Consider the following 13,420-nt stretch of genomic DNA (forward strand, 5'->3'; position numbering starts at 1 on the left):
CTCGTTAGCCTCTCGCCTGGCGAGAGGCGTCTGACTCTAAGGCGGTGGCTATGTGCGAATTGCTCGGGATGAGCGCCAATGTTCCCACGGATATCTGTTTCAGCTTTACCGGCCTGGTGCAGCGTGGTGGCGGAACCGGCCCACATAAAGATGGCTGGGGCATTACCTTTTACGAAGATAAGGGCTGTCGTACCTTTAAAGATCCGCTGCCGAGCTTCAACTCACCGATAGCGCGGCTGGTGCAGGAGTATCCGATCAAATCGCATTCGGTGGTGGCGCACATCCGCCAGGCGAATCGTGGTCAGGTCTCGCTGGAAAATACCCATCCGTTTACCCGCGAATTGTGGGGCCGCAACTGGACTTATGCCCATAACGGACAGTTAAAAGGCTACCGTCAGCTTGAGACCGGCACCTTTCGCCCGGTCGGTGAGACCGACAGCGAGAAAGCGTTCTGCTGGATTCTGCATCAGCTGGCGACGCGTTATCCGCGCACGCCGGGCAACTGGCCCGCGGTGTTTCGCTTTATCGGCGAGCTGGCGGGCAGCCTGCGGCAGAAAGGGGTGTTTAACATGCTGCTGTCGGATGGGCGTTATCTGATGGCTTTCTGCTCCACCAACCTGTTCTGGATCACCCGGCGCGCGCCGTTTGGCCGCGCGCAGCTGCTCGATCAGGATGTCGAAGTTGATTTCCAGCAGCACACCACGCCGCACGACGTGGTGACGGTGATTGCCACGCAGCCGCTGACGGCCAATGAAACCTGGCAGCGGATTGTGCCAGGTGAGTGGGCGTTATTCTGCCTTGGAGAGCGCCAGGAATGAGCGTGAAGCAGCATCGGGATTGGTCACGACCGGGCTGCTGTTCATCACATACTTACCGCTGGTGACATTCACCGTCGGCGGCTGGTGATACTTCGCAAAATAAGCGTAACCCGGCTGCAACTGCTGCCAGAAACTGGCGTAGGTGGAGTAACGGTGACGCTGCATATTGCTGTCGGTCATGCGGAACGGATAGATACTGATGCTGATATCCTGCTGGCCGTTACGCAGCGCCGCATTCACATAAGTAAAAATCTCATCCATATAGGCGTTAGTCATCGCGTAGCAGCCAATCGATTTGCAGTCGCCATGGATCATCAGGTAGTTACCGCTGTAGCCCTGATTGCGATCGTACTGATTCGGAAAGCCGATGTTGATCGCGCGATAAAATCGGCTATCCGGTTTCAGCTGGTTCAGCCTGACGTTATAAAATCCTTCCGGGCTTTTGAAATCGCCTTCACGACGTTTCGGGCCGAGGCCACCAGAAAAATTACAGATGCGGTAGGTATCCAGCAGGCGGTATTCGTTACCAATTTTGCCGTACAGTTCGAGGGTACGCTCTTCCTTGAAAATCTGAATATAGACCGGCGTGCCGAGTAACTGTTTCTTTAATTCTTTACTGACCGGTGCCGCTTGCTGCGCGGGTTCGGGGGTCATTGCCATGCTGAGGGCTGGCAGTAAAATCATCGCAAACAGGAGTGCGATTTTGCCCATGCTGTGTGTACCTTGAGGTGAAGAGAACAATGACGCCATCGTGCGTCTCTGCTTGCATTATCGGAACTATCCGCTACCGCAGCGCAACATTAAACACTGTCTGTTTTTTTAGCAAGACAGCACGCCAGAAATTCGCAATTTCCTGAACAGAATACGGCCAGAAATTTGTAAACTTTAATGCCGGTCGCGACAAATATTGCAGTTACCTTCGCCAACTGTATACTTATCCAGTGCTGGAGGGGGTATGCGTAAAATCATTCATGTCGATATGGACTGCTTCTATGCTGCGGTGGAGATGCGCGATAATCCCCTGTTGCGTGACATCCCGATTGCCATTGGTGGCAGCCGCGAACGTCGCGGCGTCATCAGTACCGCTAACTATCCGGCGCGAAAATATGGCGTGCGCAGCGCCATGCCGACCGGGATGGCGCTGAAGTTATGTCCCCATCTGCGGCTGCTGCCCGGACGCTTTGACGCCTATAAAGAAGCCTCGGCGCAGATCCGCGAGATCTTCTCGCGCTACACACCGCTGATTGAACCGCTGTCGCTGGATGAAGCCTATCTGGATGTGACAGACAGTCCACACTGTCACGGCTCCGCCACCCTGATCGCCCAGGATATTCGCGCCACCATCCTGCGTGAGACCCGGCTCACCGCCTCGGCCGGTATCGCCCCGATTAAATTCCTGGCAAAAATCGCCTCCGACCTGAATAAGCCGGACGGGCAGTTTGTTATCACGCCGGCGGAGATGTCCGGATTTTTACTGACGCTGCCGCTGGCAAAAATCCCTGGCGTCGGCAAGGTCTCGGCAAAAAAGCTGGAAGAGATGGGGCTGGTCACCTGCGGTGATGTCCAGAAGGCAGATTTAGCCCAGCTGCTGAAGCGCTTTGGTAAATTTGGTCGGGTGCTGTGGGAGCGCAGCAACGGCATCGACGAGCGTGACGTGGTGGTTGAGCGGGAACGTAAATCACTCGGCGTGGAGCGTACGCTGGCAGAAGACATTAACGACTGGGACGCCTGCCTGGAGATCATCGATTTTCTCTACGCCGAGCTGGATCGCCGGCTGGGCCAGATCCGACCCGATAAGCAGGTCGCGCGTCAGGGGGTGAAACTCAAGTTCAGCGACTTTCAGCAGACCACCCAGGAGCATATCTGGCCGGTGCTGAATAAAGAGGACATGATCGCGATTGCCAGAAAAACCTGGGATGAGCGCCGGGCCGGACGGGGCGTCAGGCTGGTGGGGCTGCACGTCACCCTGCTCGATCCGCAGCTGGAACGGCAGCTGCTGCTGGGGTTGTAACCGTCAGCCTCACCGACTGGTAAGGCTGACATCCGATTACTTTTTATATTTCGCCGCCAGCGTGGCAAACCACGGCGCGACGAAATCATCATTACCGCCCCAGCCGGGCACGATTTTATTCAGCGAGGCAACGTTCACCGCGCCGGGCTGGCTGTTGAGCTGCTGCTGAGAGATCGACGCCGCCTTAAACTGATACGTGGCTGGCGTCGCTTCACCGGCAATCTTTTTCGCTACCAGACGCATGTTCACCGCGCCGATGGTTTTCGGGTCTACTGCCACGGTCTGGACCCACGGGCTGTTCTTCTCACGCATCAGTTGCAGATCCTGGTTCGAGACATCAATGCTGTAGAGCTTGATCTCGGTACGGCCATTCTCCTGTAGCGCTTTATAGGCGCCCTGGCTGAACGCATCCCACGCGCCCCAGATCGCATCGATTTTGCCTTTCGGGTATTTAGCCAGAATGGCGCCAATCTTGTTGGCGGTATCGCCCTGAACATCGGTGGAGACGGCGCCAATCGACTCCAGCTGATGAATGCCTGGATTCTCCTTCAGCAGTTTCTCGTACACCACCTGACGGCGTTCCATAGGCGGGAAACCGGCGACCCACAGTTTGACGATATTGGCTTTGCCGTTGAAATCTTTAATTAACTGACCCAGCGACAGCTGCGCCAGAGAGGCGTCATCCTGCGCGGTGACGGTGACACCGTCAATCGGGCTATCAACCGGGGTATCAAACACCGACACTTTAATGCCCGCGTCGGCGATGCGTTTGACCAGGCCGCTGGCGTAAGGCGCTTTGCCGTGCGACAGCACGATACCGTCATACTTCTGGCTGATCGCCTGGTTAACGAAATCCTGGAAACGCGCATCGTCGCCGTTGCTCAGAAAGGTGCTGACCTTAAAGCCCAGCTGCCGACCCTGCTGAATGGCACCGGCGACAAACTGGGTGGTGTTATCGTCAGAACCGAGGTTACGGATCACCGCGATGCGGATCGGGCCGTCATGGCTGGCGATGGCAGCCGGTACCGGGGTGACGGTATCCGCGAAAGCGGCGCTGGCGTTCAGCAGGCTCAGTGCCAGCAGCGAGAGCGTTATTTTTTGCATTATTATCAACTCCGGGTAATGCGCCTTAGCGGCGCTGAATATAGGTCATGGCCAGTGCCAGAGCCAGCACCAGTCCTTTAATAATGTCCATGGCGTAGTAGGGGACGGAGAGCATCACCAGCCCGTTCTGCAGCACTCCGAGGATCACCGCACCGACCAGCGTGCCGAGCGCATTCGGTTTGCCCGATCCCGCCAGCGAGAAGCCGATCCACGCTGCCGCCACCGCGTCCATCAGATAGCCGCCGCCGGCGTTAACCTGCGATGAGCCGATACGCGAGGCGAGCAGAATGCCGCCCAGTCCGGCCAGCAGCGAGGCGATCACATAGGCCAGCACGCGATAGCGGGTAGTGCGGATACCGGAGAGCCGCGCCGCTTCGGGATTGCCGCCCAGCGCATACATCCGGCGGCCATGTTTGGTCAGCGACAGCGCGAGCTGCGCCACCACCGTGACCACCAGCATAATAATGACGATGGTCGGCACCTGGCCCAGCAGGCCAAACGCTGCCGGAATGGTGCCTTCCGCCATATCGCCGCCTGGCAGCACCATGTTTTCGGTGATGGAGCCGCCAAAGCTGTAGGTCATCGCCACGCCCTGAATCACAAACAGCGTTGCCAGCGTCGCCAGCATGTCGGGGATGCGCAGGATCACAATCAGAAAGGCGTTAAACAGCCCGACCAGGGTGCAGAGCGCCAGGGTGATCAGGATCGCCTGAGTGGTGTCCATGCCGTACCAGACAAACAGCGATATCACCAGCGCGTTGGCCAGCGAAGCGGTTGAGCCGACCGACAGATCGAAGCCGCCGACGGTGAGTGAAATCGATACGCCAACCGCGATGACCGTGACAATCGCAATCGATCGCAGAATATTGATGATGTTATTGGGTTCGAGAAAACTGTCTGAGGCCAGGCCAAAGGCAGCGATCAGGATCACCACCGTCAGTAACATGCCCCATTTATAGAGGAAATCGAACAGTTGATGACGCCACGACGTGGACGGCAGATTCAGGCTGGTTTCTTTGCTGCTCACGCAGGGGTTCCTCCGGTGGAATAAAGCAAAAGCGTCTCTTCGGTAACGTCGCGCGCGGCCAGTTCGGCTACGATGCGTCCATCCCACAGCACGCAAATCCGGTCGCATAAGCCGACCAGTTCAGAAAATTCACCTGACGCGTAGATAATGCCTTTACCTTCGCGCGCCAGGCTGTCGATCAGGGTGAAGAGTTCGGTTTTGGCTTTGATATCGACGCCTTTGGTCGGCTCATCGAAAATCAGGACATCGGCGTTGTTGCGCAGCCATTTACCAATCGCCACTTTCTGCTGGTTACCGCCAGAGAGGCGACGAAGCGGCTGGGCCGGGCCGGTGGTGCGCACCTGAAGCCGCTGAATCACCTGTTCTGCCCACCGCCACGCCTGGCGATGCCCGAACAGGCTCCAGCGTGAGAAACTGTCGTCCGCACTGACGCTGAGGTTCATCGCTACCGACTCATCAATAAAAATGCCTTCTTTACGCCGTTCTTCCGGCACCAGCGCCATGCGCCGGCTGACTGAATCGTGCGGGGATTTCGGCCGCCACGGCTGGCCGTGCAGCTCGCCTTTAGTGATGCGGCTTTTACTGGCGCCAAACAGCGCTTTACACAGTTCGGTTTTGCCGGCACCGGCCAGTCCGGCGATGCCGAGAATTTCCCCTTTGTGCAGCCGCAGCGAGATATCCTGCAGCAGATGTTCATCATGCAGCCCGTCAACCGCCAGCAGCAGCGGCTGCGGTTGCGGTTCACGCCGGGCGGGATAGATATCGGTGAGCTGATGCCCAAGCATTTTTTCCACGATCTGCTCGCCACTCAGCGCCGCCATCGGACCGCTCTCAATCAGCCGGCCGTCGCGCAGTACCGTCAGGCGATCGCAGATCGCTTTCAGTTCGTGAATACGGTGTGAGATAAAAATCACGCCGATGCCGCTGGCCTGCAGGCGACGCACCACGGTGAACAAGCGTTCGCTCTCATGCTGATCCAGCGGGGCGGTCGGCTCATCCAGAATCAGAAAGCGGCAATGATGCGACAGCGCACGCGCCAGCAGAATCTGTTGCTTTTCAGCCAGAGTGCAGCGCTCAACCAGCCGGTTAACGTCCAGCGTCACCTCCAGCTGTGCCAGCAGAGTGCGCGCCTGGCGACGGATCTCGCCCCAGTGATAGCCGTGACCCGGCTCCGCCAGCCGATCCAGCAGAATGTTTTCCGCCACGCTGAGCTGCGGCACCAGTGCCACGTCTACTTCCTGCTGAACCAGATGGATACCGAGCTGTTTAGCATCACGCGGCGTGCGGATGGAGACCGGCTCACCATCCAGCAGGATCTCGCCGCTGTAGTGGCTGTGCGCACCGGACAGTATCGCCATCAGGGTCGATTTGCCTGCGCCATTCGCGCCGGTCAGCGCGTGAACAGAGTGGCCTTCGCTGACAAAATCGACCGACGTGAGCGCGGCGAACCCGCCAAAAGCGATGGAGATGTTACGCATCTCAAGGCGGTTTAACGCAGCCATGTCACCATTCTCCTGAAGAATCACTGGCCGCATTTTTTCCTGAAGCTTCAGGCGCGGCAACGACCGAAAGCGCATAAGCTAGCACGAAACGGTCTTAGCCATCCAGACATCTGGACATAATGGTGGCTATAACCAGCGAAGCGCGAAAGCGTGGCGGTTTCAGGTGGGGAAGGGCGTTCAGGGTGGTGAATTATGCTATTGCGGCACGGCAGGCATAAAAAAACCAGGCCGGAGCCTGGTTAAACTTTTTGCGGTGAGATTACTTTTCTGGCACCGCATTCAGCAAGGTGGTCAGCAATTTCCAGTAAAGGCCGACGCTTTCAATATGCACCTGCTCATCCGGTGAGTGTGGACCGGTGATGGTCGGACCGATCGACACCATATCCATCTGCGGATAAGGTTTTTTGAACAGACCGCACTCCAGACCGGCATGAATCACCTGAATGTTGGGCGTTTTGTCGAACAGCGCGATATAGGTCTGACGGGTCAGCGCCATGATCGGCGAGTCCGCGTCCGGCTGCCAGCCTGGGTAGCCGCCTTTCGCTTTGGTCTGCGCGCCTGCCAGTTGGCCCAGCGAGGTCAGCATCTGCACCACATAATCGCGTCCGGTGTCGATCAGCGAGCGGATCAGGCAGTTGATTTCGGCTTTATCCGCGTCCATCGTCACTACGCCGATATTCAGCGAAGTTTCGACCACGCCTTTCGCCACATCCGAATTACGGATCACACCGTTTGGCGTGCTGTTCAGCAGATTCAGGAAGCGATCGCGGCTGTCAGTGGTTAATGCTTCACCCTGATGGGCCAGCGGTTCGGTGACCAGCGCGATGTTCGGCTCTTTAATGCCGTGCTCGTTCTGGATGGCGGTCAGGAAATGCGCCGCAGCAGATTTCAGCGCATCGGCCTTGTGGCTCTCGACGGCAACGGTCGCAAAGGCTTCACGCGGAATGGCGTTACGCAGCGTACCGCCGCTGAACGCCAGCAGACGCAGGTCCAGTTCGGCAGCGTGCGCCGCCAGGAAACGCGCCAGCAGTTTGTTGGCGTTGCCGAGGCCCATATGAATATCGGCACCGGAGTGACCGCCGCGCAGCCCTTTCAGCGTCAGCTTCAGGGTCTCGAACGCAGCAGGCACCGCTTCACGGGTCAGTGGCAGGGTAGTGACGAAGTCGATACCACCCGCGCAGCCCATGTAGATCTCACCTTCTTCTTCCGAATCGGTGTTGATCAGGATGTCAGCCTGCAGCCAGTTCGGTTGCAGACCAAAAGCCCCGTCCATGCCGGTTTCTTCGGTCATGGTCAGCAGCACTTCCAGCGGACCGTGAGTCAGGCTGCTGTCAGCCAGCACCGCCAGCGCCGAGGCCATACCGATGCCGTTGTCTGCGCCCAGTGTGGTGCCGCGCGCTTTCACCCATTCGCCATCAATCCACGGCTGAATCGGATCTTTGGTGAAGTCGTGTACGGTATCGTTATTCTTCTGCGGCACCATATCGAGGTGCGCCTGCAGCGCAACGGGCTTGCGGTTTTCCATCCCGGCAGTGGCGGGTTTACGAATCAGGATATTGCCGACCTGATCGCGCTCACACCAGAAGCCTTGCTCTTTGGCCCAGCCGACGATGTAACTCGCCAGCGCTTCTTCATGAAAAGAGGGATGAGGAATAGAGCAAATCTTAGCGAAAATATCCCACAGTGGCTGTGGAGAGAGTTGAGACAATTCAGACACGACAAGTCTCCTGTGTCAGTGCGCCGGACCAGCCGGACATCGCGAGTTTCCAGTGAAAGATCGCCGCCAGAGAATCTGGCGAGATGGCCTGAGAATATCACTGTTTTTCGTCGGGTGTGCACTCAGACGCGCTAAAAAGCCGCAACCGATGCGCGGGTGCTGGTTTTTAGCGCGTCAACTCCTTATAATCTCGCGCAACCTTTTCCCCGTTGCACATTTTTAAGCCACTCCGGTTGGCTGGGATTCCTATTCTATGAGCGAAAAATACGTCGTTACCTGGGACATGCTACAGATTCATGCCCGTAAACTGGCTCAGCGCCTGCTTCCTGTTGAACAGTGGAAAGGCATTATCGCGGTCAGCCGCGGCGGTCTGGTACCGGCTTCGCTGCTGGCGCGTGAACTGGGGATTCGCTATGTCGATACCGTCTGCATCTCCAGCTACGACCACGATCATCAGCGCGAAATGAAAGTACTGAAGCGCGCAGAAGGCGATGGCGAAGGCTTTATCGTGATCGATGACCTCGTCGATACCGGCGGCACCGCACAGGCGATCCGCGAGATGTACCCGAAAGCCCGCTTCTGCACCATTTTTGCCAAGCCGGCCGGACGCCAGCTGGTGGATGATTACATCGTCGACATCCCGCAGAATACCTGGATCGAGCAGCCGTGGGACATGGGCGTGGTTTACATTCCGCCAATCGTTAAAAGCTGATTGATGCGCCTCAAACAACGCCCGGTTTTCCGGGCGTTGTGCTTTCTGCACCTCGCACCCTGAACTGGCGTACAGTAGACTTAGCCATCGCCGTTTCTGCCGCAGGAGAAGTGAGTATGTCGAGCAAAAATCTCAGCGAGGAGTTGTTCAAACCCCGCTTTAAACATCCTGAAACCTCTTCTTTAGTTCGTCGCCAGCATCACGCGACGCCCGAGCTGCACTCCGCCCTGGATGGCGACAGCCAGCGCGGCTGGTATCGTATGCTGAACAAGCTGATGTGGACCTGGCGCGGCCTCACGCCGCAGGAGATCAGCGAAGTGCTGGCGCGCATCGCCATCAGCAACGTAGAGCATACCGACGAGACGTTGCTGGACACGGTGATCGGTTTCCGTGGCGGCAACTGGAACTTTGAATGGTGTCGCCAGGCGGGTATCTGGCAGCAGAAAGCGCTGGAGTGCAGCGACGACAGTGAAGCGGGCGAATACTGGCTGCACGCGGCGCATCTCTATAGCGTGGCCGCCTATCCCTATATTAAAGGCGATGAGCTGGCCGATCAGGCGCAGACGCTGGCGAATCGCGCTTATGAAGAGGCGACGCAGCGGCTGCCGGGTGAGCTGAAGCCGCTGACATTTGCCATCAGCGGCGGCAGCCCGGTCAGCGGTTTCCTGCATATGCCCGCTGGCGTCGAGGCGCCTTATCCCACCGTGCTGTTCTGCGGCGCGCTCGATTCCCTCCAGAGTGACCACTATCGTCTGTTTCATGACTATCTGGCGCCGCGCGGTATCGCGATGCTGACCATTGATGTGCCGTCCGTTGGCAACTCGGTGAAGTGGACCCTGAATCAGGACACCAGCTTTTTGCACCAGCAGGTGCTGCGCCAGCTGGAAACCGTGCCGTGGATCGATCACACCCGCGTGGCGGCCTTTGGCTATCGCTTTGGTGCCAACGTGGCGGTGCGGCTGGCTTACCTCGAATCACAGCGGCTGCGCGCGGTGGCCTGTCTCGGCCCGATTGTGCATGCGCTGCTGACCCAGACGGCGCTGCAGGATGAGATTCCGGATATGTACATGGATATGCTGGCGAGCCGGCTGGGAATGGCTTCCTCGTCTGACCGCTCCCTGCGAACCGAACTTAACCGCTATTCGCTGAAAACTCAGGGACTGCTGGGCCGCCGCACGCCGACGCCGATGCTGTCCGGCTACTGGCAGAACGACCTGTTCAGCCCGGAAGAGGAGAGCAAGCTGATTGCCAACTCCTCGGCAGAGGGCAAAGCGTTGCTGATCCCGGTGAAACCGATGATGGCCAGTTTTGACCGGGCGCTAAATGAAATTTGCGACTGGCTGGAGAAGCGTTTAAAAAGGTAACTGGCAAAATTTACAGTATTTGCTACAACTATTACCTGAATTATTCCGACTGCGGTGCCGCACTTCACTCACCTCAGGCTGTGATGCCGGCGACATGACGTGGAGCAGACGGCGGCAGTCCGGATGATTGAGGATCGATATCGGTCAAAACCTATGGAGAATTAGCATGACGTTACCGAGTGGTCATCCCCGCAGTCGCCTGCTTAAGCGCTTCACTGAGCTGGGGCCGTATATTCGCGATGGGAAATGTGGTGAAACCCGTTTCTTTTTCGACTGCCTGGCTGCCTGCGTCAATGTGAAACCGGCACCGGAACTGCGTGAGTTCTGGGGCTGGTGGATGGAGCTGGAAGCGCAGGCCGATCACTTTACCTACGTCTACCATATCGGTCTGTTCGATAAAGAGGGCGACTGGTCGGTGGCAACCGTAAAAGGCAAAGAGAACACGGCGCGCGTGGAAGAAACCTTACGGAATTTCCATACCCGCCTGAAAGCGATGCTGCAGGAATTTGAGCTTGGGCTGATTCCGGCCAGCGATTTCGATGAGAAACCGGTTAAGCTCAGTGCCTGATCGGCGGGTTTAATAACAGAAAAGGGGCGAGTTAAACACTCGCCCCTTTTTTTATGCAGACACATTCAGATTAAGGGTAACGCACTGCGTACCCGCGTCCGCCACAGCAATCAACAGGGACGGCGCGGGTGCGACAGATATCAGAACTGGTACGTCATACCCACGGCAACCACGTCATCGTTGTTGATTGACAGGGCGTTATCGTCATCCAGCTGGTTGATTTTGTAATCCACAAAAGCGGACATGTTTTTGTTGAAGTAGTAGGTGGCACCCACATCGATATATTTCACCAGATCCGCATCGCCGATGCCGTTCTCGATGTCTTTGCCTTTGGTCTGGACATAGCCGATAGACGGACGCAGGCCGAAATCAAACTGATACTGCGCCACCAGTTCGATGTTCTGGGCTTTGTTGGCGGCACCGGCTACGGCAGCACCGGTGTTGCGGTTGGTGCCGCTGATTGGCGTCATGTTGCGGGTGTCGGTATAGATAGCCGCCAGGTAAACGCTGTTGGCATCATACTTCACGCCTGCGCCCCATGAATCTGCACGGTCACCGCCGCCATAGGCACGCGCCTGCTGCTGGTTGGTGCGGTCAGAGGAGGTAATGGCACTCATCAGACTCACGCCGCTATCGCCCAGGGCATAGCCGAGTGACGCACCGTAACCATCGCCGTTCTGGCGGTTGATGTCGGTACGGCTGTTGGCGCTGCTGGCGTCATTTTTGCCCTGATACTGCAGTGCAAATTTCAGACCATCCACCAGGCCGAAGAAGTTGTTGTTGCGGTACGTCGCCACGCCGGTGGCGCGCTGGGTCATAAAGTTATCAGAACGCGCGGTGCCGTCACCGCCAAACTCCGGGAACACGTCGGTCCAGGATTCAACATCATACAGCACGCCATAGTTACGGCCGTAGTCGACAGATCCATACTGTGAGAATTTCAGACCGGCAAAACCGAGGCGGGTTTTGTTACCGTTGTTGGCATCGCTGCCTTCGGAGTTGTTGACGTTGTACTGATATTCCCACTGACCGTAACCGGTCATCAGGTCGTTGATCTGCGTCTGGCCTTTGAAGCCGATACGCACGTAGGATTTGTCGCCATCTGAGCCGGCATTATCGCTGAAGTAATGTTCAGCTTTCACTTTGCCGTAAAAGTCCAGTTTGTTGCCATCTTTGTTATAGACTTCGGCAGCCTGTGCGGTAGACGCCAGCGCCAGAGCGGAGATGATCATTGCCAGTGTGCTTTTCTTCATTTGCTATCAATCCCAATGTGTACGTCAAAAAGTTGTGAAAGTTTTTGTAAAACACCGACTTTTTACCGGTCGGCGATGAACTTTTTATGACACTTTTCGTGATTTCTTGTTAACCGTGAACTTTTGGTCTACGCCCTTGTCCGCGTAAAATCGTGCTTTTCCCCCGCTGGCTGTTGGCTTCCTTATCGACTCCTGTTAAAACGTCCTTTCGTAAAAATTTTTCACTACGGCAGGAAATATGAGTGGCAGTCAGACCTTAGTGGTCAAATTGGGTACCAGCGTTCTCACCGGCGGGTCACGCCGGCTGAATCGGGCGCACATGGTGGAGCTGGTTCGTCAGTGTGCTCAGCAGCATGCTGCAGGCCACCGCATTGTGATCGTCACCTCCGGCGCGATGGCGGCCGGACGCGAACATCTGGGTTACCCCGAACTGCCGCCGACCATCGCCTCAAAGCAGCTGCTGGCTGCGGTGGGGCAGAGCCGTCTGATCCAGCTGTGGGAGCAGTTATTCTCCATCTATGGCATTCACATCGGTCAGATGTTACTGACCCGCGCCGACATGGAAGATCGCGAGCGTTTTCTGAATGCCCGCGACACGCTGCGCGCACTGCTCGATAACCACATTGTGCCGGTGATCAATGAGAACGATGCGGTGGCAACCGCCGAGATTAAGGTGGGCGACAATGACAACCTGTCGGCGCTGGCGGCGATGCTCGGCGGCGCGGACAAACTGCTGCTGCTGACCGATCAGCAGGGCCTGTTTACCGCCGATCCGCGCAGTAATCCCGACGCTGAGCTGATCAGCGACGTGCATGTGATTGACGATGCGTTACGCTCATTAGCAGGCGGCAGCGTTTCGGGACTGGGCACCGGTGGAATGTCGACCAAGCTGCAGGCGGCGGATGTCGCCTGTCGTGCCGGTATCGATGTGATCATCGCTTCAGGCAGCCGCAGCGGCGTGATCGGTGATGTGATTGACGGCAAGCCGGTAGGGACGCTGTTTCACGCTCAGCAGTCGCCGCTGGAAAACCGCAAACGCTGGATTTTTGGTGCACCGCCTGCCGGTGAACTGACGGTGGATGACGGCGCGCTGGCGGCGATTATCGAACGGGGCAGTTCGCTGCTGCCGAAAGGCATCCGCGCTATCCAGGGTAATTTTTCCCGCGGTGAAGTGATCCGCATTCGCAGCCTGCAGGGACGGGATATCGCCCACGGCGTATCGCGCTATAACAGCGACGCCATGCGGATGATTGCCGGACACCACAGCCAGCAGATCAGTGAAATCCTCGGCTATGAATATGGCCCGGTGGCGGTTCACCGCGACGACATGATCGTCAGTTAAGG

12 protein-coding genes are annotated in these 13,420 nt (G+C 57.3%); 6 read left to right on the top strand and 6 right to left on the bottom strand.

Translation table 11 applies throughout. From position 1 onward, the window contains the following. The first annotated feature begins 50 nt into the window (after positions 1-50). Complete coding sequence (locus tag ACX3P5_RS03585; protein WP_031374981.1) at positions 51-818, top strand: class II glutamine amidotransferase; 768 nt, start codon at positions 51-53, stop codon at positions 816-818. Here ACX3P5_RS03585 and dpaA read toward each other — a convergent pair. Beyond that, positions 789-1,529, bottom strand: coding sequence for a peptidoglycan meso-diaminopimelic acid protein amidase (dpaA, locus tag ACX3P5_RS03590; RefSeq protein ID WP_233985200.1), 741 nt, complete (start codon positions 1,527-1,529; stop codon positions 789-791). The genes ACX3P5_RS03585 and dpaA overlap by 30 nt on opposite strands. A gap of 244 nt (positions 1,530-1,773) precedes the next feature. On the opposite strand from dpaA, the gene dinB reads away from it, so the two are divergent. Next, entirely contained in the window at positions 1,774-2,829 is a 1,056-nt protein-coding gene (dinB, locus tag ACX3P5_RS03595) for a DNA polymerase IV (protein WP_233985199.1), read from the top strand. Positions 2,830-2,865: 36 nt separating this feature from the next. On the opposite strand, the gene ACX3P5_RS03600 is transcribed toward dinB, so the two are convergent. The 4 genes from ACX3P5_RS03600 to pepD form a co-directional block, all read right to left on the bottom strand. Then, a complete protein-coding gene (locus ACX3P5_RS03600; RefSeq protein WP_336754757.1) occupies positions 2,866-3,933 on the bottom strand; it encodes a sugar ABC transporter substrate-binding protein in 1,068 nt (355 codons plus the stop codon). A gap of 25 nt (positions 3,934-3,958) precedes the next feature. Continuing rightward, complete coding sequence (locus ACX3P5_RS03605; RefSeq protein WP_293001199.1) at positions 3,959-4,960, bottom strand: ABC transporter permease; 1,002 nt, start codon at positions 4,958-4,960, stop codon at positions 3,959-3,961. Next, a complete protein-coding gene (locus ACX3P5_RS03610) occupies positions 4,957-6,462 on the bottom strand; it encodes a sugar ABC transporter ATP-binding protein (RefSeq protein ID WP_233985196.1) in 1,506 nt (501 codons plus the stop codon). Before ACX3P5_RS03610 ends, ACX3P5_RS03605 begins: the two co-directional genes overlap by 4 nt. Positions 6,463-6,721: 259 nt before the next feature. Further along, positions 6,722-8,179 (bottom strand): beta-Ala-His dipeptidase, encoded by a 1,458-nt coding sequence (pepD, locus tag ACX3P5_RS03615; protein WP_233985195.1) that lies wholly within the window; start codon positions 8,177-8,179, stop codon positions 6,722-6,724. A gap of 253 nt (positions 8,180-8,432) precedes the next feature. On the opposite strand from pepD, the gene gpt reads away from it, so the two are divergent. The 3 genes from gpt (at position 8,433) to crl (ending at position 10,823) form a co-directional block, all read left to right on the top strand. Continuing rightward, positions 8,433-8,891, top strand: coding sequence for a xanthine phosphoribosyltransferase (gpt, locus tag ACX3P5_RS03620; RefSeq protein ID WP_233985194.1), 459 nt, complete (start codon positions 8,433-8,435; stop codon positions 8,889-8,891). A gap of 116 nt (positions 8,892-9,007) precedes the next feature. Further along, positions 9,008-10,255 carry an esterase FrsA gene (gene frsA / locus ACX3P5_RS03625; protein WP_458968297.1) on the top strand — a complete coding sequence of 416 codons (1,248 nt, stop codon included), beginning with the start codon at positions 9,008-9,010 and terminating at the stop codon, positions 10,253-10,255. Positions 10,256-10,421: 166 nt separating this feature from the next. Then, positions 10,422-10,823 carry a sigma factor-binding protein Crl gene (gene crl / locus ACX3P5_RS03630; protein ID WP_094120461.1) on the top strand — a complete coding sequence of 134 codons (402 nt, stop codon included), beginning with the start codon at positions 10,422-10,424 and terminating at the stop codon, positions 10,821-10,823. Positions 10,824-10,963: 140 nt separating this feature from the next. Here the strand turns inward: crl and ompC are convergent, their stop codons facing one another. After that, on the bottom strand, positions 10,964-12,076 hold the full coding sequence (ompC, locus tag ACX3P5_RS03635; protein ID WP_233985192.1) for a porin OmpC: 1,113 nt from the start codon (positions 12,074-12,076) through the stop codon (positions 10,964-10,966). A 238-nt stretch (positions 12,077-12,314) separates the two neighbouring features. Here ompC and proB point away from each other — a divergent pair, with 238 nt between their 5' ends. Then, a complete protein-coding gene (gene proB, locus ACX3P5_RS03640) occupies positions 12,315-13,418 on the top strand; it encodes a glutamate 5-kinase (protein WP_233985191.1) in 1,104 nt (367 codons plus the stop codon). Positions 13,419-13,420 lie beyond the last annotated feature (2 nt).

The organism is Pantoea sp. S-LA4 (genome assembly GCF_054482835.1).